This window comes from Bacillus sp. JNUCC-21 (genome assembly GCF_041222765.1).
GTDB lineage: Bacteria > Bacillota > Bacilli > Bacillales > Bacillaceae > Bacillus > Bacillus velezensis.
This window is the reverse complement of sequence record NZ_CP166019.1, coordinates 3905351-3928901: the sequence shown is the minus strand read 5'-3', so window position 1 is coordinate 3928901 and position 23551 is coordinate 3905351. Positions and strand designations below refer to the sequence as shown.

The following is a 23551-nucleotide window of genomic DNA, read 5'->3' as shown; positions in this document are numbered from 1 at the left end:
GTGTAATGGTGAAAGGGGATGCGTATGAAGCACAAAATAAAGAAAGCGTTTGCTGATGTATTCGGGGAATCGGAGGACCTGCGCATTTTCTTTGCGCCCGGCAGAGTGAATCTCATCGGAGAGCATACGGATTATAACGGCGGCCACGTCTTTCCTTGCGCGCTGACGATCGGTACATATGCAGCCGTCCGGGAGAGAGGGGACAGGCTCGTCAGAATGTACTCTCATCATTTTAAAGATGCGGGCATAAAGGAATGCAGTCTCGATAATATCCGTTATCAAAAAGAGGACGGGTGGGCCAATTATCCGAAAGGGGTCATGGCGGAATGTCTCGGCAGCGGTTTTTCCCTTCCGCACGGCTTCGATATTGTGTTCTGGGGAAACATCCCGAACGGCGCGGGGCTGTCATCTTCGGCTTCGATTGAACTTGTTACGGCGGTCATTCTCAAGGAATGCCATGAGCTTGAGGCGGATATGCTCGACTTGGTGAAGCTCGCTCAGACGGCGGAGAATTCCTTTATCGGCGTCAGCTGCGGAATAATGGATCAATTCGCCATCGGAATGGGAAAGAAACATCATGCGATTCTGCTGAATTGCGGGACGCTCAGCTTTGAATATACAAAACTCGGGCTGTCGGGGCTGTCGATCGTTATTGCAAATACCAATAAAAAACGAAAGCTTGCAGACTCAGGCTATAATACGAGGCTCAAGGAGTGCGGGGAAGCGCTTTGTGATCTTCAGAAGCATCTTTCCGTTCAATCACTGGGAGAGCTGACCCCTTCCGCTTTTGACGCCCATGCGGAGCTGATTCAGAATGAAGTGAACAGACGCCGGGCGAAACACGCCGTCTATGAAAATCACCGCACAATAGAGGCCGCCGACATGTTCAGTAACAATCAGCTTCATCATATCGGTGAATTAATGAGGGATTCGCATCTCTCTTTACGCGATGACTACGAGGTGACGAGTCATGAGCTGGATACACTGGCTGAAGCGGCCTGGCGCCACGGCGGGGTGATCGGATCAAGGATGACGGGAGCCGGTTTCGGCGGCTGTACAGTCAGTATCGTCAAGGACGATGCGGTTTCGGATTTTATTGAAACGGCAGGGGCCCGCTATGAGGAGAAGACAGGGAGAAAAGCTGACTTTTACACGGCGGATGTCGGAGCCGGAGCGAGAGAACTAAAGGGGGATGACGATGGCAATTGAGCGGCACGTGGAACGTTTAATCCGGTACGGATTGCAAAAAGAGCTGATTTCATTTCTTGATATTGAATATACGAGAAACCGTTTGTATGAAGCTTTGCATATCACCCATCCGGAGGTTCCAGAACAGAAAGAAAATGTATCGGCGGCATCATTGCCGGACATATTGGCCCCGATTTATGAATGGGCGGCAGAAACGGGCCGGATTGCAGCAGATACAGACACCTATCGCGACCTGCTGAGCGCGAAGATCATGGGCTGCTTTGCCCTGCAGCCGTCCGAGATTGTCCGTCGTTTTGAAGAAACAAAGGCGGTGCACGGGCCGGAGCAGGCGACAAAGGCGTTTTACCGATTTTCAGAGGATGTGTATTATATCCGTTCGGACAGAATACAGCGGAATGTCGGGTGGACGGCTGAGACGGCTTACGGAAAGCTGGACATCACGATCAACCTTTCAAAACCGGAAAAAGATCCGAAAGCAATTGGCGTTGCCAAAGAGCAGCCTCAATCCGATTATCCGAGATGTGTTCTTTGTAAAGAAAATGTCGGGTACGAGGGGAGACCGGATCACCCGGCGCGTCAAAACCTTCGTGTCATTCCGGTAATTCTCGGCGATGAGCAGTGGTTTCTGCAATTTTCTCCGTATGTGTATTACCGGGAGCATTGCATCGTTTTGAAAGACCGGCACGAACCGATGAAGATCAGCAAAAAAACGTTTGACCGGCTGCTGTCGTTCGTCAGCCAGTATCCTCATTATTTTCTCGGTTCCAATGCTGATCTGCCGATTGTCGGCGGCAGTATTTTAAGCCACGACCATTTTCAGGGGGGCAATTATGAATTCCCGATGGCGCGGGCGGAGACAGAAAGCCGGTACAGGCTGCCTGACTATCCGAAAACGGTGTTGGGAATTGTGAAGTGGCCGATGTCGGTCATCCGCCTGCAAAGCGAGAGTGCGTCTGAGCTTTCCGGCGCGGCGGATGCCATCCTGCGGGCGTGGCGCGGTTATTCCGATGAGGCGGCTGATCTCCTCGCCCATTCAGGAGAAACACCGCACAATACAATTACGCCGATTGCCCGGCGGAGAAACGGTTTATTCGAATTAGATCTCGTCCTCAGAAATAACCGCACCTCTGATGAGCATCCGCTGGGAATTTTTCATCCCCATCAGGAAGTTCATCACCTGAAAAAAGAAAATATCGGACTGATTGAGGTAATGGGGCTTGCGATTCTGCCGGGCCGCCTTGAACAAGAAATGAAATACACGGCTGAAGCGCTGTGCTCACCGGACCCGGAAGCGGTCTTAACGGCAGACCCTTCTGCGGCAGCGCATAAAGATTGGGCGCTCAGTGTGCTGCATAAGCGGAAGGTAACGAAAGAAAACGCGGAACAGATTCTGAAAGAGGAAATCGGCCATGCCTTTGCGCGGATACTGGAGCATGCCGGCGTCTTTAAACAAACAGAAGAAGGCAGAGCGGCTTTCCGGCGGTTTATCCGCCATTTGGGCGCTCTACCGGAAAAAAGCCCCATCCCATAAGGGACGAGGCTTTTTTTTTTATCCTCTGCTTCTGGCGATCAGGCTGAATAAGAACACCACGATCGCAGCTCCGATGATTGCCGGAATAATGGCAAAGCCGGCAAGGTGAGGACCCCATGTGCCGAGCAGTCCGTGCCCGATCCATGCGCCGATCAGACCGGCGATCATTGACCCGATGATTCCCCCGGGCATACTGCCTTTTACAAATAAACTTCCGATCCAGCCGATAATAATAGCGACAATCAGAGATACGATAAAACCCATAAATATCACTTCCTATTTTTTATTATTTATGCCTATATGTTTCCTTCGTTTTGTCCATATTAAACATATAAATGTGTTTTTTATAATGAACATATCAAGGCGCGTTCCGGTCTTTTTTTTCATAATGCGTTGCGTTAAAATGGAAACCGTGTGAAAAGGTGTGAGCAAAGGAAAAAATATTTCTTTTGTAGAATGTTTAACAAAATGAAACTTTTTGTTGACCAGCGTTTTTTATTATGGTAAACCTTTATTTGGTATTATTCGTTCTCACTATCTTTTTTCTCTATATATGCTAAATGATCTAAAACTTTTTATGTTTGATTTGCGCAAGTGGAAAAAGTTCATGCATTTTTTGACGATTTTGTGACATTAGGTCGAAAAAAAGATGAACTTTAGAAAAAAATAAAGCTAATAAGGGCAGATTTTGATAGCATAACAAGGTAGATAGAGAAAAGATTTTGAGAAAGTACATTTCAGATTCACTACATCAATAGGAAGGATGGTGATCTTCTTGTTCAGAGCATTTAAACCGTTACTTTTATTAGCGATGTTGGCTGTTGTTTTCGTACTGGGCGGATGCAGCGACATTTCCGTTTTAGATCCGAAAGGACCTGTAGCAGACCAGCAGAAAGATCTGATTCTCTTGTCAATCGGATTTATGCTGTTCATTGTCGGCGTCGTTTTCGTACTATTTACAATCATTTTAGTGAAGTACCGCGACCGCAAAGGCAAAGACAGCGGAAATTACAAGCCCGAGATGCACGGCAACACGTTCTTAGAAGTAGTCTGGACAGTGATCCCAATTTTAATTGTTATTGCACTTTCTGTGCCTACCGTACAGACGATATATTCGTTAGAAAAAGCGCCTGAAGCGACAAAGGATAAAGAGCCTCTTGTTGTTTATGCTACTTCGGTAGACTGGAAATGGGTATTCAGCTACCCAGAGCAGGATATTGAGACGGTTAACTACCTGAACATTCCTGTAGACCGTCCGGTTTTATTTAAAATTTCTTCAGCCGATTCAATGGCATCGCTATGGATTCCTCAGCTTGGGGGGCAAAAATACGCGATGGCGGGAATGCTGATGGATCAATACTTACAGGCTGACAAAGTGGGAACATATGAAGGCCGCAACGCGAACTTCACCGGCGAACACTTTGCCGACCAGAAATTCAACGTAAAAGCTGTTACGCAAAAAGACTTTAACAGCTGGGTGAAAAAAGCCCAAAGCGATTCTCCAAAGCTGACGAAAGAGAAGTATGACGAACTGATGCTTCCGGAGAATGTCGGTAAATTAACGTTCTCTTCTACACACTTAAAATACGTTGACCACGGCCAAGATGCCGAATATGCGATGGAGGCGCGCAAACGCCTTGGCTACAAAGCCGTATCACCGCACTCTAAAACAGATCCGTGGGAAAATGTAAAGAAAAACGAATTTAAAGTATCCGACGATAAACAAGATTGAAATTGAACAAGAAAGGAGGAAGCCCGAATGAAATTGAGATGGGATGAATTTTTTGTAACAGGTGACCCATTAATTCTGGGCGCACAAGTTTCCATTGCGCTTTCCACTATCGCTATCATCGTTGTACTCACATACTTCAAAAAGTGGAAATGGCTCTGGTCTGAATGGCTGACGTCTGTAGACCATAAGAAACTTGGAATCATGTACATTATCTCTGCTGTTATCATGCTGTTCCGCGGCGGGGTCGACGGCTTGATGATGCGCGCCCAGTTAGCGCTTCCTAATAACAGTTTTTTAGACTCAAACCACTATAATGAGATCTTTACGACTCACGGTACGATCATGATTATCTTCATGGCGATGCCGTTTTTAATCGGTCTGATCAACGTTGTCGTACCTTTGCAGATCGGTGCGCGCGACGTAGCATTCCCTTACTTGAACAACCTGAGTTTCTGGACGTTCTTCGTAGGTGCGATGCTTTTCAATATTTCTTTCGTTATCGGAGGTTCTCCGAACGCAGGCTGGACGAGTTACATGCCGCTGGCAAGCAACGACATGAGTCCCGGGCCTGGTGAGAACTTCTACCTGCTCGGTCTTCAGATTGCCGGTATCGGTACGCTGATGACGGGTATCAACTTTATGGTGACGATCCTGAAAATGCGTACGAAAGGCATGACGCTGATGCGTATGCCGATGTTTACATGGACGACGCTGATTACAATGGTTATTATCGTATTCGCCTTCCCTGTTTTGACAGTGGCATTGGCGCTGTTATCATTTGACCGTTTGTTCGGCGCTCACTTTTTCACGCTGGAAGCCGGCGGTATGCCGATGCTTTGGGCTAACTTGTTCTGGATTTGGGGACACCCTGAAGTATATATCGTTATCTTACCGGCATTCGGTATTTTCTCTGAAATTATTTCAGCGTTTGCAAGAAAGCAGTTATTCGGTTACAAAGCGATGGTCGGCTCAATTATCGCCATTTCCGTCCTGAGTTTCCTAGTATGGACTCACCACTTCTTCACAATGGGGAACAGTGCGTCTGTTAACTCTTTCTTCTCGATTACAACGATGGCGATTTCGGTTCCGACCGGGGTTAAAATCTTTAACTGGCTCTTTACGATGTATAAAGGCCGAATCAGTTTTACAACACCGATGCTGTGGGCGCTCGCGTTCATCCCGAACTTCGTTGTCGGCGGGGTAACAGGGGTTATGCTTGCGATGGCTGCAGCGGATTATCAATACCATAATACGTACTTCCTCGTATCTCACTTCCACTATGTGCTGATCGCGGGTACGGTATTTGCATGTTTCGCAGGATTTATTTTCTGGTATCCGAAAATGTTCGGCCACAAGCTGAACGAAAGAATCGGAAAATGGTTCTTCTGGATCTTTATGATCGGATTTAATGTATGTTTCTTCCCTCAATACTTCTTGGGGCTGCAAGGTATGCCTCGCCGTATTTACACATACGGACCGAATGACGGATGGACTGCATTGAACTTTATTTCAACTGTCGGAGCCTTCATGATGGGTGTCGGATTCTTAATCCTTTGCTACAACATCTACTACAGCTTCCGCTACTCTACTCGCGAGATCAGCGGAGATTCATGGGGCGTGGGACGTACGCTTGAGTGGGCGACTTCATCTGCGATTCCGCCGCATTACAACTTTGCGGTGCTTCCTGAAGTGAAATCTCAAGATGCGTACCTGCAATTGAAAGAAGACAAAACGGATATTCATCCGGAAAGCAAGTTCAAGAAAATCCATATGCCGCACAACTCCGGAAGACCGCTTATTATGTCAGTGGCGTTCGGTATTGCAGGCTTCGGACTTGTATTTGAATGGTTCTGGATGGGCATTGTCGGTTTGATCGGCATTCTGCTTTGCATGGTGCTTCGTTCATTTGAATATGACAATGGCTACTATATACCTGTTGAAGAAATAAAAGAGACGGAAAGAAAGATTTCCGAATAAAGGAGGCGTGATTTATGGAACATGCAGAACACGGCAATTCTAACGCGCCTATGGAATATCAATCTGAAACCGGCAGACTCAATATTCTCGGGTTTTGGATCTTTTTAGGGGCAGAGATTGTGTTGTTCTCAACACTATTTGCAACCTTCTTCGTTCTTCAAAGAAGAACAGCAGGAGGAGTCTTACCGGCTGAATTATTTGAAGTGAAGCTTGTCATGATCATGACATTCCTGCTTCTGATCAGCAGTTTCACCTGCGGGATCGCTGTTCATGAAATGCGTCGCGGAAGTTTAAAAGGCGTCGTCATTTGGACGATCATTACGCTTCTTCTTGGCGCGGGCTTCGTCGGATGTGAGCTTAACGAGTTCATCCACTATGTACATGAAGGAGCATCTCTCGGTACAAGTGCTTTCTGGTCTGGATTCTTCGTCCTTCTGGGAACGCACGGAACGCACGTAACGATCGGTATCTTCTGGATTGCCGGCATCTTACTGCAATTGAAGAAACGCGGATTAACGCCGCAGACGTCTTCAAAAATCTTTATCTCAAGTTTATACTGGCACTTCTTAGACGTTGTTTGGATCTTCATCTTTACAGGCGTCTATCTCATCGGATTGGGGGGACTATAATATGGCAAACAAATCTGCTGAACACAGCCACTTTCCGTGGAAGCATATCGTAGGTTTTGCGTTGTCTATTATTCTGACCCTGCTGGCCCTTTGGGTTGCAGTATATACGGATTTAAGCTCATCAGCAAAACTCTGGATCATTTTCGGATTCGCATTTATCCAAGCCGGTCTTCAGCTTCTCATGTTCATGCACATGACAGAAAGCGAAAACGGCGGAATCCAAGTCGGAAACACGCTCTTCGGATTTTTCGGAGCGATTGTTATCATCCTTGGTTCCATCTGGATCTTTGCGGCGCACTACCATCACGGTGACCATATGGATGGAAACCCTCCTGGCGGTGCGAAGCATCATTCCGAACATCAGGAATAAAAAGAAACCCTCTTCGTTTATGCGAAGAGGGTTTTTTGTGCCTTTATTGGCTTCTTCTCCGGCGCAGGCGCGGAAGGCCGTAAATGATAAAGGCGGCGATATGGGCAACGATGACGTTGACGGCAAACAGGATGATCATAAGTGTGTGGCCGAGAGGGGATAGGCTGCTGGTTGCGTAAAAGTAGAAGAAAACCCACATGAGAATAATTGGCGGTATGGCCGAAAGAGCGACTTTTTTGTTATCCAGCCAGATAAAGAGGGGTGTTGCGCTTGCGACCAGTAAATAAGCAAAAAACATGTCCATCTTACATGTCTCCTTTCATTTTATGGGAGCGTTTCCAAAATGAAATACAGAGAATAAAATGTGTCTGTTTTGTGGTCGTTTTTTGAACATTTTGTTACAATTATTATACCATGTTTTCCAATTTTTGATACCGCTTTTTCGAGAAATGTATTGCAACTATTGCCTCATTTTTGGATAGGTACAAGAAACCGGAAAGGCCAAATACCCTGTCACATTTCCGGACAATGGAATGGCGCAGGCTGTGAACCTTTGCTATGGTCAAAGAAAATATGCACAGCAAGGGTGGTTTGAAGTGGACGTAAGGAAAGAAGATGTCACAGCGCCGGATGTCTTTGCGCTTTTGCAGGAGCATCTGAAGAGCATGACCATGCATTCTCCTCCGGAAAGTATACATGCGCTCAATGCGGACCGGCTGCGTCAGCCTGACGTTACGTTTTGGAGTGCGAGGGAAAACGGCATCCTGCTCGGCTGCGGTGCCTTAAAGGAGCTAAACAGCCGGCACGGTGAGATCAAATCAATGAAAACCTCTCCGCATCATGTCAGAAAAGGCGTTCCCAACCGGATCCTCCGCCATATGCTTGAAGAAGCAAGGCGGCGGGGCTATCAGCGGATCAGCTTAGAAACCGGTTCTATGGAGGCTTTTCTCCCCGCCAGACGCCTGTATGAAAAAGCCGGGTTTCAATATTGTGATCCGTTTGCACATTATAAAGAGGACCCGAACAGCTTGTTTATGACGTTAAACATAGGCTGAAACCCCTTTTCTGACGAGAAGGGGTTTTTTATCGGAAAAGTTTCATCATGACCGAAACATTTCCTTTTCTGACACGTCATATGTCGTGTAGTCCCCAAACCGTAAAAAATAAAAAGGAAGCAACCTCAACATGTTTTCTTGAACGGTGTTCATGTATAATAAACAATAGTGACTTCCGATGAAAATGTAAGGCGGGATAGAATGAGTCGATATAAGAAACAGCAAAATCCCTATTATCAGGGGGATTTGATTTTTATATTTGGTGTGTTTTTAATAATTAGTGTTGCCGCGATTTATGCGGCCGGACAGTTCGGGCAGTACGGAGGCAGTGCCTGGATGAAACAGATTGTCTTCTATGTTATAGGTGCGGGATTCATCGGATTATTGCTGTACTTTGATTTAGAGCAGCTTGAAAAACTGAGTCTGTACGTATTGATTGCCGGTGTGCTGTCGCTGCTCCTTTTGCGTGTGGCACCGGAATCCATCGCGCCGATTAAAAACGGAGCGAAGAGCTGGTTTCAAATCGGAAACTTTACCCTCCAGCCCTCTGAGTTTACGAAAATAGGAATTATGATGATGGTCGCGTCCATTATATCGAAGGCGGGCCCGAAGGATCAAAGGTCACTTCGGGAAGATGTGAATCTGCTTTTGAAAATTGCGGCATGGACGGTTATTCCGATCGGGATGATCGTTTTGCAGGATGCCGGAACGGGTGCGATCTGTCTGTTTATCGTTATGGTGATGGTGTTTATGTCGGGTGTGAACTGGAAGCTGATCACCATTATCGGCGGTTCGGCCGCGCTTGTGCTTGGCCTTTTCTTAGTTCTCGTGATTGAATTTCCCCATGTGGCGAATTCAATCGGCATTGCGGATTATCAAATTAACCGGATTACATCGTGGATGTCTGACTCCAGTGCGGCAACGACTCAGGCAGAGAGCGATAAAAGCTGGCAGGTGGATCAGGCCGTTATGGCGATCGGATCGGGCGGCATTACCGGAAACGGCGTTCATAATCTGAAGGTGTACGTACCTGAGGGACAGACCGACTTTATCTTTGCGATTTTGGGTGAAAGTTTTGGATTTTTAGGCTGCGCCATTGCGGTTGTCATGTTTTTCTTTTTAATTTACAGACTTGTGGTGCTGATTGACCGCTTGCATGCGTTTAACCGATTTGGCGCGTTTTTTTGCGTAGGATTTACTGCACTTATCGTGATTCACACCTTCCAGAACATCGGGATGAATATCGGCATTATGCCGGTTACCGGTATTCCGCTGCTGTTTGTCAGCTATGGGGGGAGCTCGGTGCTTTCTACATTAATCAGCTTCGGGATCGTATATAACGCAAGTGTGCAGCTGACGAAATATAAAAGCTACTTGTTCAATTCTTAATGTGAGACGGCTCGTTTTTCGGGCTGTCTTTTTTTGTTTAGAGCATTTCGCTTTTGACATGATTCCCTTTCGGATATGATATAGAAAGAAGGAGGCTTTTATATGAACAATACCATCGAAACCATACTTAATCATCGGTCGATCCGATCATTTACTGACGAGCTTCTGACAGCAGAAGAGATAGATACATTAGTGAAAAGCGCCCAGGCGGCGTCAACGTCCAGTTACGTGCAAGCTTACTCCATCATCGGCGTAACCGATAAGGAGAAAAAGCGGAAGCTGGCGGCACTGGCCGGAAACCAGCCTTACGTCGAGAATAATGGGCACTTGTTTGTGTTTTGCGCTGATTTGTACCGTCATAAAAAACTTGCTGAGGAAAAAGGCGAAAACATTACCGAGCTTCTTGAGAATACAGAAATGTTTATGGTCAGCGTCATTGATGCCGCACTTGCCGCACAAAACGTAAGTGTTGCCGCGGAATCAATGGGACTTGGCATTTGTTATATCGGAGGCATTCGAAATGAACTTGATCAGGTGACGGAAGTGCTTGGTACACCTGACCATGTGCTGCCGCTGTTCGGCTTGGTAGTCGGTCATCCCGCTCATCCGTCCGGTCAAAAGCCGCGCCTGCCGAAACAAGCCGTATATCATGAAAACACGTACGATACGAATGAAGAACACTTCCGCAGTTATATGAAGGAATATGATGAAACCATTGCCGCTTATTATGATAAACGGACAAACGGCAAGCGGGTTGAAACATGGTCTGATCAAATCCTGCAGTTCATGAAACAAAAACCGAGAACCTATTTAAATCAATATGTAAAAGATAAAGGTTTTCAAAAGAATTAAGAAAAAACCTCTCCTGACCGGGAGAGGTTTTTATGTTTCACGTGTAACATATTTCGACAAAATGGAACAAGGTATATAAATGTTTATCATCAGGGATGCTTATAAGCATACAGAAAGAAAAAACGGCTTAGCAGTGGTACGATGTTGATGAGGTGACAGTGATGATTTCATTAAGCATATTAGATCAATCTCCTGTATCAGAAGGGAGTTCTGCGGAAAGTGCTCTGCGGAATACAGTAAGACTGGCGCAGGAGGCGGAAAAGCTCGGATATAAGAGGTTTTGGGTGTCAGAGCATCATTTTTCAGAGCGGTTGGCGGGTTCAAGCCCTGAAGTGCTGATCAGCCATATTGCGGCGAAAACGAATGAGATTCGTGTAGGCTCGGGCGGTGTCATGCTTCCGCATTACAGCGCATATAAGGTGGCGGAGAATTTCCGCGTGCTTGAAGGGTTGACGCCGGGCAGAATCGATCTCGGATTAGGGAGAGCGCCGGGCGGAATGCCGATCGCATCATGGGCGCTGAATGACGGCGGGAAGCGTAATGCTGATCAATATCCGCAGCAGATTCGTGAGCTGGCGATGTATTTGCATGATGCAGCTGATGACAATCACCGTTTTCCGAATCTGACCGCATCACCCCTTATTAAGACTGCGCCGGAAGTCTGGCTTCTGGGTTCTTCGGGGGAAAGCGCGCTTCTGAGCGCAGAAATGGGAGCAGGCTATATGTTTGCTCACTTTATTAATGGAGAAGGCGGAGAAAGCACGACAGCACAATATAAGCGCAGATTTAAACCTTCTGTATTAGGAAAAGAACCAAAAACAGCCGTGGCTGTGTTTGTGCTGTGCGCGGACACGGAAGAGAAAGCGGAGGAACTCGCGGCCGTCATGGATTATACGCTGCTTGCGGGTGAACAGGGGATTCCGCTTCACGGCGTACCGTCTTACGAAACCGTCCGCGGCAATACGTATACACCGTATGAACAAAGACGAATTGCCGATAATCGGAATCGAATGATCATCGGAACGAAGCAGCAAGTGAAAGAACAGATTCTGGCTCTCAGTAAAGCATACGGAACGGAAGAAGTGATGGCTGTAACCATTACTCATCATTTTGAAGATAAACTTCAGTCATATCGCCTGCTTCGAGAAGCTTTTGCCGATTAATCAGAAAGAAACCCTGCTGATGCTCCAGCAGGGTTGTTCGGTTATTCAATGATAAAAGGTTTTTCAGTCAGCACCTGGCTTGATTTCCCTTTGTTCGCGGCATAGGCCAGCATATAATATTCTCCTGCCGGCAGTGCGGTGTCACCATTGACTTTGCCGTTCCAGTCGAAATATTGATAGCCTTTATCCTGCTTTTTGTAGATGCCGGCTTGGCCGACAAAGTCAAGATTGCTGTCATATACAAGGAAGGCAAGCTCTTCAGCTCCCGCCGGAAGATAGGTTTCAATTTGGTAGGTTCCCTGCGTTGTGCCGTCCTGCACGTCGATTGACGTCACGCGCGGATAGTCCGGCTCTTTTACAATCAGCAGCGTCGGCACTTTTGCAACTGTTTTTCCGCCTTCACGCACTGTGACGGTTCCCTCATAGGTGCCTGCCTTTACTTTTTTGGCATTGACCTTTACTTTGGCATTGACCTTTCCGGTTTGATGAGCGGGGATCACGACCCGGTCTGTGCCCGAAACGGTAATGCCCGTGCCGTTGAAAGAGTACTCGAGCTGATATGATTTTCTGATGGACGATTGGTTTTCAATCGTAAAGGTTTCTTTTTTCGTTTCATTGCCTTTGTCTTTCATAAACGTTCCGTAAGAATAACTTCCTGGGGCAACAAGGGAGTCTGCTTTGATCGCCTTCATGATTCTGATGCTTCCGGCGCCTTGCGCATTATGCGGGTATACGTCACCGTCCGCGTCCGTTAAGGTTTCCGCGGTGTTCATGAGAGCGGCTTTTATTTGTTCCGGGCTCCATTTCGGTTTGGCCTGCTTGATGACGGCAGCTGCGCCGGCTACATGCGGGGAAGCCATGCTCGTTCCCTGCTTCGATCCGTAGCCGTACGGGTCGGCCGGATCATGGGTCGGAATGGTGCTGACGATGTTTACGCCGGGAGCGGAGACGTCAGGTTTAATCATCCACGTGTCCATAACCGGACCGCGTGACGAAAAGTCTGCCATTTGTTCAGTGAGCGATTTAGCCACGGATAAATTGAAAGTCGCTTTTGTGCCGCCCGCTTTTAATTGGCTGACGAGTTTTTCGCCGTCTTCTGATGAAAGCTTAATCGTCGGCACGGACATGCCCGGTACGTTGGCTTCAATTTCTCCCGGGGCATTGTTATACACAACCATACCGATCGCACCCGCTTTTTTGGCGTTGTCGGCTTTATCCACAAAGGCGATGCTGCCCCGTTTGACGACCGCGACTTTTCCTTTCAGATCTTTGCCTTCAAAATCCTTTTGCTCGCCGATACCCGCCTCTATGAGCTCTGTTTCTTTTTTATTCAGTGCTTTTATGTCATCTTCTTTGTTGTAGCCCATTACTTTCGCTGAGGAATAGGAACCGAAGGAGACGGCGTACTCGTTCAGCGGCAGCTGGGTCGCTCCGACGGAGATCGCTTCTCTGGACGTTCCCGGAGAGCCGACGGTCCAATTGTTCGGCCCGCTGTTTCCGTTGGATGTAACGGCCGTGACGCCTTCTGACATCGCCCAGTCAAGCGCCGTGCTTGTCGCCCAGTCCGGGTTATTCACAGAATTGCCGAGAGAAAGGTTCATGACATCCGCTCCGTCCTGTACGGCGCGTTCAATGCCGGCGATGACGTTCTCCGTTGTTCCGCTTCCGCCCGGACCGAGCACACGGTAGGCAAGGAGTGTAGCATCCGGCGCTACGCCTTTAATCGTTCCGTTTGCCGCTACCGTGCCCGCGACATGGGTTCCGTGGTCAGTCGACGCGCCTCTCGGATCACCGGACGGCGTTTCTTCAGGATCGTAATCGTTATCCACAAAATCGTATCCTTTATATTGTCCGAAATTTTTCTTTAAGTCAGGGTGTTTATATTCGACACCGGTGTCAATAATGGCCACCTTGACGCCTTTCCCCGTATAGCCGAGCTTCCACGCGTCATTTGCCCCTATATAAGGCGCGCTGTCATCCATCTGCGGAGACACGGCATCCTTAGATAGGGTGATGTCTTTATCTTTGAGCTGATCGGTATGATAGCTGACGTTCGGATAAACCGCTTTGACATCCTGATCACTCAGCAGTTTCGGAATTTCATTTGCCGGGAGTTTCATGGAGAAGCCGGAAAACACTTGCTCATATTCCCTGTTGATTTTTCCGTGTTTAATGGTTTTGAGCGCTTTCTTTTTCACCTTTGAGCGTTCGCTTTTCAGCTTGCTTTTTGTCTGTGCTTTGCCGAGTTCCTTTGCTTCCGCCAGTGACTTTTCCTTCAGCTCCACGATGACTGTCGTTTGTTTGCCGGTGGTCATATCAATGTCACCGAACACCTCAGCCTTCTCAAGATCAGGAGTTTGCGGTTTTGAAGCCGGCGCAGCCTGTGAACTTGTGGATAAGGTAAAGGATAAGACAAAAGCCGGAAGCAGATAACGGATGATTCCTTTTTTCAATCGTGTTTCCCCCTTTTTCTTTATCTAAATTAGAAATCTAGTATATATTTCTTGAAAATTCAAAATAATCCTTGTGACATATGACTCATTTATGGAAATTGGTCTGTGAATAAGGAGGGAGTTATACACAGAATCCTGTGCATAACTGAATAAATTTGTGTATATATATTGTTGGGAACGAATGTTCCTATACAAAATATAGATCGGGTTTGTGGATATGTGGATATACCCTGTGTTTAAGCTGTGCTTAACCAAGGGATAAGGTGTGTATAACTTTTTTTATCGGCTTTTCCATTTTTCAGGTCATTTCCATCAGCTTTCAACAAAACTTCTGAAAACTAGTTTGTTTTTTCACTCATATTGTGACAAACAATTCGCCCTGCCGCGTCTATCATAGAGTCATAGGGTTGCTAGACCCGCTAGTTTTTAGCGGAGAAGGATCGGCCGCCTTTTCCGTTAAAGCGGAGAGAAAAACAGGCCTGCGAACAAGCTGTCTGTCAAAAAGAAGCGGAGGGATGATTTGCAATGAAACGTTTGCTAGTATCTTTACGGGTGTGGATGGTCTTTCTGATGAACTGGATGGCGCCGGGTAACGGAAGATATCCATTAGCCGCCGTGTACGGAAACCAAGCGGCTTATTATAAGAAAGCGAAGCGGACGGCTGGGGCTTTTTCGTTTGTGAGCCGTGTCCGATCGGCGGATTTGACCGATGAAACGAAATCGGCCCGCGGCAGGCTGGATAAAAACCGATGGATGCCTGTCCGCAAAGAATTGCCGAAACGGGAGCGCGCGGGTCCGGCACCTTTACATCATATGAAAAAGAGGGTACAATCCCACTAAACATATGAACGGGAGCGAACCTCTTGAGAATAGACAAAGTATTAAATAACAATGCGGCGTTAATAAAAGAAGACGGACGGGAAAAGATCGTAATGGGTCCCGGAATCGCTTTTCAAAAGAGAAAAAATGATGTGATTCAAAAACATAAAATTGAAAAAATATTTGTCGTGCACGACGAAAATGAAAAGTTCAAACAAGTGTTAGAAACGCTTCCCGAAGAGCATATAGAGGCGGCTGAAGATATCATCAGCCATGCGGAGGGAGAGCTTGCGGCACCTTTGAGCGATCACATCCACATTGCGCTGGCGGACCATTTATCCTTTGCGATCGAAAGGATTCAAAACGGCCTTCAGGTGCATAACCGATTGCTTCATGAAATTAAGGCGCTTTATAAAAAAGAATATGAGATCGGCCGCTGGGCGGTTGAACACGTGAAACAAATCCTCGGTATATCATTGCCTGATGATGAGGCGGGGTATATCGCGCTTCATATCCACACTGCCAAGGCGGATGCCAAAAGCATGTATTCGGCGATGAAGCATACAACCATGATCAAAGAAATGATCGAAAAGATCGAATCCTTTTTCGAACAGAAGGTGGATGAAGACAGTATTTCCTATCAGCGCCTCGTCACGCACTTACGGTATGCGGTCAGCCGGTTGGACTCAAATGAAGCACTCCATTCCATGGACGAGGAGATGCTTTATTTCATCCAAAAAAAGTATCCGTTTGCTTATCGGTGTGCGCTTGAACTGGCGGCGTTTTTAAAAACTGAATATGATTTGGAACTGCCGGAATCCGAGGCCGGCTATATCACGCTGCATGTCCAGCGTCTGCAAAAAAACCCGGAATAACGCGTCTGTTTCGAGAAACAGACTTTTTTTTTGAAAACATATTGACGAAAGCGCTATCATGGAATAGAATGAAAGCGCATTAAAAAACTGAATCCGGCGGGATTGTGACTGGTAATGCAGGCAAGACCTAAAATTTGCGTACATGAAAAAGGGATTATGCTGACCTTTTTCGTTGGCGAATTTTAGGTCTTTTTTGATTTTAGAAAGGGGGATACATCATGAATTATCAAGAAACGGCAAAACAGCTTATCAAACATATCGGAGGGGAATCAAATATCATCAGCGCGACACATTGCGCGACGCGGCTCAGGCTCGTCATTCAAGATGAACAGAAGATCAGCCAGGCCGGCATTGAAGAAATAGAAGGCGTAAAAGGGGCTTTCAGCAGCTCGGGGCAATATCAGATTATATTCGGCACCGGCCTCGTGAATAAAGTGTATGACGCTTTTTCAAAAGAAGCCGATTTGGGGCGGGAGGATCGTGAGACACATCAGGACGCAGCGAAAAAAAAGCTGAATCCGGCCGCAAGATTTGCGAAGACACTGTCTAACATATTCGTTCCCATCATTCCGGCTATCGTGGCAAGCGGACTTTTAATGGGGCTGCTCGGCATGATGAAGGCTTTTCACTGGGTGTCTGAACAATCGTCGCTGTTTAAGCTTTTAGAGATGTTTTCAAGCGCGGCGTTTATCTTCCTGCCCGTATTCATCGGGTTCAGCGCGGCGAAGGAATTTGGCGGTAATGCCTATCTCGGTGCCGTGCTCGGGGGAATTATGATCCATCCGGCGCTTTTGAATCCGTGGGGGCTTGCGGATGCATCGCCTGATTTTATGCAGCTCTTCGGCTTCGACATTGCGCTGCTCGGCTATCAAGGGACGGTCATCCCCGTACTGTTAGCCGTTTACATTATGAGCAAAGTGGAAAAGGGCACGAGAAAAATTGTGCCTCACGCATTCGATTTATTGGTCACGCCGTTTGTCACGGTGATTGTCACGGGATTTATCACCTTTATCGCAATCGGTCCGCTTGGCAGGGCGATCGGATCAGGCATTACCGTCTCGCTGACATATGTGTATGATCATGCGGGCATTGTTGCCGGACTGCTTTTCGGCGGTCTTTATCCGCTTATTGTGCTTACCGGTGTGCATCACAGCTTTCATGCGATTGAGGCCGGCCTCATCGCTGATTTGGGCAGAAACTATATCCTTCCTATCTGGTCGATGGCGAATGTCGCTCAGGGCGCGGCGGGACTGGCTGTATTTTTTCTGACGAAAAAAGCGAAAATGAAAGAAATCGCTCTGCCGGCCGCATTTTCCGCTTTTCTCGGTGTAACCGAACCAGTCATTTTCGGTGTGAACCTAAGATACCGCAAGCCGTTTATCGCGGGAATGATCGGCGGAGCGCTGGGCGGAGCCTATGTCGTGGTGACCGGTGTCGCCGCCAATGCCTACGGTCTGACCGGAATTCCGATGATTGCCATCACGGCTCCGCTCGGTTTAGGAAATCTTATAAACTATCTGATCGGAATGGGCATCGCCTCTGTCTCGGCGTTTATTGCCGCTTACATTATGGGAGCTAAAGAAAAGGAGGCCGTCAAATGAGGACACCGGATCAAGAGCTGCGCCTGCAGGCTGAGGAAGCGAAAAAGAAGCGGGGAGAAACAGCCGCGTCAGATCCATACCGCCAGAACTATCATATTATGCCGCCGGTCGGGCTTTTAAATGATCCGAACGGCGTGATCCAATGGAACGGCGTATATCACTTGTTTTTTCAATGGCAGCCATTTCATACGGGGCACGGCGCGAAATTTTGGGCGCATGTGACGACGAAGGATTTCGTTGAGTGGAAAGAGGAAGAAATCGCGCTTGCGCCGGGTGAGTGGTATGACAAAAACGGCTGTTATTCCGGAAGCGCCATCGAAAAAGACGGGCGGCTCTGCCTGATGTACACAGGCAATGTCCGTGACGGAGAAGGCAATCGGGAAACGTATCAATGCCTCGCCGTATCCGAAGACGGGATCGTATTTGAAAAAAAAGGAGTTGTCGCGCGTCTCCCGGAAGGCTATACCGCTCATTTCCGTGATCCGAAGGTTTGGAAGAAAGACGGAGCGTATTACATGGTGCTTGGCGCGCAGACAGAAAAGCTCACCGGAAGCGCTGTGTTGTTCACATCAGAGAACTTGACGGATTGGACGTTTCTCGGTGCGATTGCGGGGGCGGACTCCGGCGGTCTCGGGTCATTCGGCTATATGTGGGAATGTCCCGACCTGTTTTCCCTTGACGGAACCGACGTGCTGCTCGTATGTCCGCAGGGGCTTGAAGCCGACGGGATAGAATATCATAACAGCCACCAGGCGGGCTATTTCCTCGGCAGGCTGCATACAGAGCCGCCAGAATTTAAGCACGGTGAATTTACGGAGCTTGACAGAGGATTTGATTTTTACGCGGCGCAGACGCTGGAAGATGATAAGGGACGGAGAATTCTGTTCGCGTGGATGGGCGTTCCGGATCAGCATGAGGACAAACATCCGACACATGCGTATCACTGGATTCACTGCTTAACGATGCCGAGACAGCTGTCACTGTCCAACGGCAGAATCATACAGCGCCCGCTTTCGGAAATGAAATCACGCCGCACGGATGAACAAAAGCGCCGTCTTCAATTGAATTGCTCGTCTGTAAGCCTCCCGGTGAAAGATGCGTCCCGGGCTGAAGTGCTGCTGGAGGACATCACTTGCGAATCCGGTTTTGAAATCTCAATTCGGGGCGCGGCCCGGTTTATATTTCATCAGGAAGAGGGGCTGGCTGTGCTGGAGCGCACCGCTTTCAGCGGAGAAGAAAAAGAAAAGAGAAGCTGCGCCATCAGCGAGGTGCATTCCGTGCAGCTCTTTCTGGATGCATCCTCGATTGAATTGTTTTTGAATGATGGAGAAGAGGTATTCAGTGCCAGATATTTTCCTTTCCCGGGAAATGATGAAGTAACCGTCACTTCGGCAGGAAAAACGGAAATAAATGGCTCAATTTGGGCACTTTTGTAGAAAATCGTTCTTTTTTCTTATGTGAAACCTATGCCATCTGTGCTATTCTTCAAACGAAAGCCTATGATTCCAGGAATAAAAGGAGTTGTTTTCTCAGTTTTGAAAAATCAGAAGATGACGCCGAAATGTTTACTTGTCAAAGCCGCAGAGCAAGTGGAAGATAAGCGGGAAGAATATAAAGAAGTATTGCTTCAGCTGAATCGCATGCTCAAGAGAGCTGAGCCTCACAATGAATGGAGTGATCGGCTGATGCATACATATGAACAGATGAAGGAATATGCGCTGTTTGTGCAGTCTATTGAGATGTTTTTGCGGTCATCCGCGAAAAAAATGAAATAATCCCCCTCGGGTAATGAGGGGGATATTTATTTTATTTTCCGCTAAGACGCATCGCCGAATGTTTAGTCGGTCCGATGTATTGGTTCAGCGGGAAGGATTCTTTGATTGCCGCGGTGATAAATTCTTTTGCCGCATAGATGGCTTCCTTCACTTCAGCGCCTTTGGCCAGTTCTGCCGTCACGGCGGCGGAGAATGTGCATCCGGCTCCGTGCGTATAAGGTGTATCAATCATTTCGCTTTCTAATACTTCCGCGGTTTCTCCGTCATACAGCACGTCGATCGCTTTTTCATGTTTCAATTTGCCTCCGCCTGTAATCAATACATATTTCGCGCCGAGTTCGTGAATTTTCTTGGCCGCTTCTTTCATGTCTTCCACCGTTTTTAATTCATCCATACCGCTCAGCTGGCTTGCTTCAAACAGGTTTGGCGTGATGACGGTTGCCAGAGGCGCCAATTGGGTGCGAAGCGCTTCGGCATGCTCCGGATACAGCACTTCGTTCGCTCCTTTGCAGACCATGACAGGATCGATAACGACATTCTTCAGCTGTTTTTCTTTAATCGTTTTCGCCGCAAGCTCTATGATCTCCACGGTAGGGAGCATTCCCGTTTTCATGGCGTCTACGCCGATTCCGTCAACAATCGTCGCCAGCTGTGCGCGAATCGTATCGGCATCGATCGGAAATACTTGATGATCCCAGCTGTTCTCCGGGTCCATCGCTACGATCACGGTCAAAGCCGTCATTCCGTATACGTTTTTTTCTTGAAATGTTTTTAAATCGGCCTGAATTCCCGCGCCGCCGCTGGAATCAGAACCGGCAATAGTAAGTGCTTTGTGCATTGACATATCAATGGCCTCCATCAGTGTTTTATATCTCATTATAGTTAGATTTTCTTCCGATCACAATACGGAAGGCTTGGAGGAATGATTTGACAGCCGCGGAGGATGTGCGTACAATACCTACATAAGATTACTAGGTAAGGGTGAGAAAATAAATGCTCAACAGGGAGCTTTTAAAGGGAAGCACGGTCATTCTGGTGCTGACGCTGCTGAATGAACGGCCCATGTACGGGTATGAACTTGTGAAAGAAATGGAGAAAAGAAGCGGGAATGAACTGCAAATGAAGGAAGGCACGCTGTACCCATCGCTTCATAAGCTTGAACGCCAAAGCTATATTTCTTCTTACTGGGAAAAGCAGACCAAAGGGCCGGACCGAAAATATTACCGGATCACCGATGAAGGAAAAAACATTCTAGCCGAACGGACGAAGGAATGGAATCTGTTCTCTGCTCTGATGGACCGGATGCTGAAGCGGGGCGGGCAGAATGGATAAAGACCTTTATGTGCAGGAAATCAGAAAAGGGCTGGAAGGCAAGGCCGGAAGCCGTGAATTATTAAAAGAAATCCAAAGCCATATTCATCATGCCATTTGTGATCATCTGGAAAAAGGCAAAACCGAAAGCGAAGCGATGGCGCTTATTCTGCGGGAAGTAGGGACTCCGTCTGAGATTATCTCTGCTTTTCAAAAAGCTTCGGCGGTGCCCGCGCGGACTTTTATGCTCTTTTATCTGTTCTGCAACTGCGGTCTTTTTGTGATGGGGGCGATGATTACGATGATGCACGCGTGGAGGATTCATCCCGCTGTTGACGCGCTGTGGAAAGGGATTTCCGTGTCAGTATGGCTGATTATGATCGGTTATGTGCTGTATTGGTTCCAAATCGGCTATCAAGCTGGCAAAGAGTTCGGGGCTGGCGGCAAAAAGCTTGCTGAGCGGACGGTATGGGCTTCAATGGTGCCGAATCTATGTTTTATGTTTGTCTTTTTGTTCAATCTGGTTCCGGCTGGGCTGTTTCCTTCGGCGGTCACACCGAGTTTTGCGGCAGTATGCGCCGTTGTGACGGTATGTTTTCCGTTTTGCGGCAAAATAGGTTTTTACGCAGGCAGGCAGAGGCTTGCCTGATCTTTTTCACTATATACATAGGGAATCTATATAGGGGTGTTAAAATGAGATTAGGTTCGTGGATGTACGGCGCGTGCGCCCAAATAGCCGTTACCGTATTTACCGTCTGCAGCTTGGTTCTTGCATTGCCCGTTGTAAGTCTTTTTATTATGGTTCTGAATGGGATGCAAGACGCTATTTTTGTTGTTTTCAGTATTTTGCTTCTTCTATTGTTTTATGCGCTGGGATGGATTTGGGCCGTTTCGTTTGCGCGTGAGTGGAAGGTGAAACTTTTCGAGCTGCAGATCAGTTCGCTCATTCCGCTGGCGGGTATATTATACTTGTACATTGACAGCGGGGTGAGTATACCGGAACTGATTCATGATTGGAATGAGGATGGATGTGCGCTTGTCCCGCCGGCTTTTGTCTGTTTGTGCACATGCTATGCGATGGTGTTGGTGCCTGTTTATCAATCAAAACTTTGGAACGCCATGGAGGCGGGCAGACTTAATGCCAAGGCGGTATGCACTGTTTGGGGAGACCTTCTGATCATTCTCGTTTTGCTGGCGGGCATGACCTGGATTTGTTTCTGAATGGGCCGAAATCAAAAATCCCCCCTGATCTCTCCGCCGCTTTATGTTTTAATAGAACATGAGAAAAAGCAGAAGGAGCGGATCATGAATATATCAATTGTCATAGTCACGTATAATCGGATTCCGGCTTTGTGTGAGCTGCTGGAGTCGATTTCCATGCAGACCATAAAGCCTTATGAAGTGATCATTGTAAATGATGCCGGGGAATCGGTCGAACAAGCGAAGCAGCTGTACAGCGATCTGCCGATTCAGATTATTGATTTAGAACAGAATGCCGGACATGTGGAAGCTCGGAACGCAGGTGTGAAAAAAGCGTCGGGTGATTGTATCATGCTGTGCGATGATGATGATTTCATTACGCCGGGCCATTTGGAAAGAATGGCGGCTGCACTTGCTGATGCGGATTTTGTCCATTCTGACGCGGAAATTGTGTCATTTGAAGAACGGGGCGGCACGAGATACCCGGTGTCACGAAAGCCGTTCGCCTATACGGCGGATTATGCGGATATGCGGGTATTTTCCACGTACGTTCCGTCAGGCAGCATGTACAGGCGTTCTCTGCATGACACGTTAGGGTATTTTGATCCGGATGTCCATAATTATTGGGACTGGGACTTTTATTTGCGCGCCGCAAAACAGCACCGTGTGAAGCGTGTTCCTTGCGCGAGCGTCATATATGCGTTTTTTGAGGGAGGCGGCAATCAGTCCGCGGATCTCGGCGGCAAACGGAAGCGGTACTTAGACCGGTTAAGCGAAAAGCACGGGCTTGGAGAACTCCCGACGAAAAACTTTGCGGTTCTTCTTGAAGAGCCGGACATGAAGAGGCGGGAGGCGCCGACTGACATTGTGTGGGACGGAAAGCCCGTCCATTCAAGACTGCACAGTTCATAAGGGGGACGGACAGTTTGAAACAGCTTTTAAAAGACAGCTGGTGGAATCAGCTGAAAGATGAATTTGACAAACCGTATTATCAAGAGCTGAGAGAGATGCTGAAACAAGAATACAGCAGCCAAACGATTTATCCTGACAGCCATGATATTTTTAACGCCTTGCATTATACGCCCTATGAGGATGTAAAAGCAGTCATTCTCGGACAGGACCCGTATCACGGGCCAGGACAGGCGCACGGGCTTAGTTTTTCCGTTCAGCCCGGGGTCAGGCAGCCGCCGTCTTTGAAAAATATTTTCATAGAGCTTCAGGACGATATCGGCTGCTCCGTACCGAACCACGGATCGCTCGTCAGCTGGGCGAAGCAGGGAGTGCTTTTGTTAAACACATTGCTTACGGTTCGCCGCGGTCAGGCCAATTCCCACAAAGGCAAGGGATGGGAGCGGCTCACTGACCGCATCATTGATGTGGTGAATGAAAGAGAGAAGCCGATTGTCTTTATCCTATGGGGGCGTCACGCGCAGATGAAAAAAGAGCGCATTGACACATCGAAACACATTATTATTGAATCGACTCATCCGAGCCCGTTTTCGGCAAGGAACGGCTTTTTCGGGAGCAGACCGTTTTCCCGTACAAACGCCGCCCTTGAAACAATGGGGGAGCAGCCGATCGATTGGTGCATCCCCGACCTGCCGCAATAA

General features: G+C 47.7%; 24 protein-coding genes. 20 read left to right on the top strand and 4 right to left on the bottom strand.

Translation table 11 applies throughout. The features are described from left to right. Window positions 1-24: 24 nt before the first annotated feature. Window positions 25-1209: a galactokinase gene (locus JNUCC21_RS19980; protein ID WP_369878430.1), complete on the top strand. Its 1185-nt coding sequence runs from the start codon at window positions 25-27 to the stop codon at window positions 1207-1209. Next, a complete protein-coding gene (gene galT / locus JNUCC21_RS19975) occupies window positions 1199-2740 on the top strand; it encodes a UDP-glucose--hexose-1-phosphate uridylyltransferase (protein WP_072589700.1) in 1542 nt (513 codons plus the stop codon). Before JNUCC21_RS19980 ends, galT begins: the two co-directional genes overlap by 11 nt. Window positions 2741-2758: 18 nt before the next feature. On the opposite strand, the gene JNUCC21_RS19970 is transcribed toward galT, so the two are convergent. Next, on the bottom strand, window positions 2759-3004 hold the full coding sequence (locus JNUCC21_RS19970) for a GlsB/YeaQ/YmgE family stress response membrane protein (RefSeq protein WP_003150926.1): 246 nt from the start codon (window positions 3002-3004) through the stop codon (window positions 2759-2761). A 502-nt stretch (window positions 3005-3506) separates the two neighbouring features. Here JNUCC21_RS19970 and qoxA point away from each other — a divergent pair. The 4 genes from qoxA to qoxD are packed head-to-tail and all read left to right on the top strand — an operon-like array spanning window position 3507 to window position 7448. Then, window positions 3507-4472: a cytochrome aa3 quinol oxidase subunit II gene (qoxA, locus tag JNUCC21_RS19965; RefSeq protein ID WP_012118744.1), complete on the top strand. Its 966-nt coding sequence runs from the start codon at window positions 3507-3509 to the stop codon at window positions 4470-4472. Window positions 4473-4499: 27 nt separating this feature from the next. Further along, complete coding sequence (qoxB, locus tag JNUCC21_RS19960; RefSeq protein ID WP_012118743.1) at window positions 4500-6449, top strand: cytochrome aa3 quinol oxidase subunit I; 1950 nt, start codon at window positions 4500-4502, stop codon at window positions 6447-6449. A 14-nt stretch (window positions 6450-6463) separates the two neighbouring features. Continuing rightward, window positions 6464-7078, top strand: a complete 615-nt coding sequence (qoxC, locus tag JNUCC21_RS19955; RefSeq protein WP_003150930.1) for a cytochrome aa3 quinol oxidase subunit III — start codon at window positions 6464-6466, stop codon at window positions 7076-7078. Window position 7079: 1 nt separating this feature from the next. Further along, a complete protein-coding gene (qoxD, locus tag JNUCC21_RS19950) occupies window positions 7080-7448 on the top strand; it encodes a cytochrome aa3 quinol oxidase subunit IV (RefSeq protein WP_007614576.1) in 369 nt (122 codons plus the stop codon). 43 nt (window positions 7449-7491) lie between these two features. On the opposite strand, the gene ywcE is transcribed toward qoxD, so the two are convergent. Beyond that, window positions 7492-7752, bottom strand: coding sequence for a spore morphogenesis/germination protein YwcE (gene ywcE, locus JNUCC21_RS19945; protein WP_003150937.1), 261 nt, complete (start codon window positions 7750-7752; stop codon window positions 7492-7494). 292 nt (window positions 7753-8044) lie between these two features. Here ywcE and JNUCC21_RS19940 point away from each other — a divergent pair, with 292 nt between their 5' ends. The 4 genes from JNUCC21_RS19940 to JNUCC21_RS19925 all read left to right on the top strand — a co-directional run bounded on the left by JNUCC21_RS19940 (window position 8045) and on the right by JNUCC21_RS19925 (window position 11907). After that, entirely contained in the window at window positions 8045-8503 is a 459-nt protein-coding gene (locus JNUCC21_RS19940; RefSeq protein ID WP_072589699.1) for a GNAT family N-acetyltransferase, read from the top strand. 201 nt (window positions 8504-8704) lie between these two features. Further along, complete coding sequence (locus JNUCC21_RS19935) at window positions 8705-9892, top strand: FtsW/RodA/SpoVE family cell cycle protein (protein ID WP_007407709.1); 1188 nt, start codon at window positions 8705-8707, stop codon at window positions 9890-9892. 102 nt (window positions 9893-9994) lie between these two features. Further along, a complete protein-coding gene (gene nfsA, locus JNUCC21_RS19930) occupies window positions 9995-10744 on the top strand; it encodes an oxygen-insensitive NADPH nitroreductase (RefSeq protein ID WP_064108105.1) in 750 nt (249 codons plus the stop codon). A 161-nt stretch (window positions 10745-10905) separates the two neighbouring features. Further along, window positions 10906-11907: an LLM class flavin-dependent oxidoreductase gene (locus JNUCC21_RS19925; RefSeq protein ID WP_369878429.1), complete on the top strand. Its 1002-nt coding sequence runs from the start codon at window positions 10906-10908 to the stop codon at window positions 11905-11907. Between the two features lie 41 nt (window positions 11908-11948). Here JNUCC21_RS19925 and JNUCC21_RS19920 read toward each other — a convergent pair whose 3' ends face one another. Then, window positions 11949-14360: a S8 family serine peptidase gene (locus JNUCC21_RS19920; RefSeq protein WP_369878428.1), complete on the bottom strand. Its 2412-nt coding sequence runs from the start codon at window positions 14358-14360 to the stop codon at window positions 11949-11951. Between the two features lie 525 nt (window positions 14361-14885). On the opposite strand from JNUCC21_RS19920, the gene JNUCC21_RS19915 reads away from it, so the two are divergent. From JNUCC21_RS19915 to JNUCC21_RS19895, 5 genes are all read left to right on the top strand, one after another. Further along, on the top strand, window positions 14886-15200 hold the full coding sequence (locus JNUCC21_RS19915) for a hypothetical protein (protein ID WP_025285458.1): 315 nt from the start codon (window positions 14886-14888) through the stop codon (window positions 15198-15200). 23 nt (window positions 15201-15223) lie between these two features. After that, entirely contained in the window at window positions 15224-16054 is an 831-nt protein-coding gene (locus JNUCC21_RS19910; RefSeq protein WP_061581644.1) for a PRD domain-containing protein, read from the top strand. Window positions 16055-16272: 218 nt separating this feature from the next. Next, window positions 16273-17655, top strand: a complete 1383-nt coding sequence (locus JNUCC21_RS19905; RefSeq protein ID WP_150941497.1) for a sucrose-specific PTS transporter subunit IIBC — start codon at window positions 16273-16275, stop codon at window positions 17653-17655. Then, complete coding sequence (locus JNUCC21_RS19900) at window positions 17652-19091, top strand: sucrose-6-phosphate hydrolase (RefSeq protein WP_369878427.1); 1440 nt, start codon at window positions 17652-17654, stop codon at window positions 19089-19091. Before JNUCC21_RS19905 ends, JNUCC21_RS19900 begins: the two co-directional genes overlap by 4 nt. A 63-nt stretch (window positions 19092-19154) precedes the next feature. Further along, window positions 19155-19430: a hypothetical protein gene (locus JNUCC21_RS19895; RefSeq protein ID WP_042635591.1), complete on the top strand. Its 276-nt coding sequence runs from the start codon at window positions 19155-19157 to the stop codon at window positions 19428-19430. A 31-nt stretch (window positions 19431-19461) separates the two neighbouring features. Here the strand turns inward: JNUCC21_RS19895 and JNUCC21_RS19890 are convergent, their stop codons facing one another. Continuing rightward, window positions 19462-20274 carry a bifunctional hydroxymethylpyrimidine kinase/phosphomethylpyrimidine kinase gene (locus tag JNUCC21_RS19890; RefSeq protein ID WP_003150959.1) on the bottom strand — a complete coding sequence of 271 codons (813 nt, stop codon included), beginning with the start codon at window positions 20272-20274 and terminating at the stop codon, window positions 19462-19464. A 149-nt stretch (window positions 20275-20423) separates the two neighbouring features. Here JNUCC21_RS19890 and JNUCC21_RS19885 point away from each other — a divergent pair, with 149 nt between their 5' ends. The 5 genes from JNUCC21_RS19885 to JNUCC21_RS19865 all read left to right on the top strand — a co-directional run bounded on the left by JNUCC21_RS19885 (window position 20424) and on the right by JNUCC21_RS19865 (window position 23551). Beyond that, window positions 20424-20762: a PadR family transcriptional regulator gene (locus tag JNUCC21_RS19885; protein WP_072589695.1), complete on the top strand. Its 339-nt coding sequence runs from the start codon at window positions 20424-20426 to the stop codon at window positions 20760-20762. Beyond that, the gene (locus JNUCC21_RS19880; protein ID WP_072589694.1) at window positions 20755-21390 is read left to right on the top strand and encodes a permease prefix domain 1-containing protein; all 636 of its coding nucleotides are present in this window, start codon (window positions 20755-20757) and stop codon (window positions 21388-21390) included. Before JNUCC21_RS19885 ends, JNUCC21_RS19880 begins: the two co-directional genes overlap by 8 nt. A 44-nt stretch (window positions 21391-21434) precedes the next feature. Further along, window positions 21435-21962, top strand: coding sequence for a hypothetical protein (locus JNUCC21_RS19875; protein WP_015240811.1), 528 nt, complete (start codon window positions 21435-21437; stop codon window positions 21960-21962). A gap of 84 nt (window positions 21963-22046) precedes the next feature. Beyond that, complete coding sequence (locus JNUCC21_RS19870) at window positions 22047-22853, top strand: glycosyltransferase family 2 protein (RefSeq protein WP_007407698.1); 807 nt, start codon at window positions 22047-22049, stop codon at window positions 22851-22853. A 14-nt stretch (window positions 22854-22867) separates the two neighbouring features. Further along, window positions 22868-23551 carry a uracil-DNA glycosylase gene (locus tag JNUCC21_RS19865; RefSeq protein WP_369878426.1) on the top strand — a complete coding sequence of 228 codons (684 nt, stop codon included), beginning with the start codon at window positions 22868-22870 and terminating at the stop codon, window positions 23549-23551.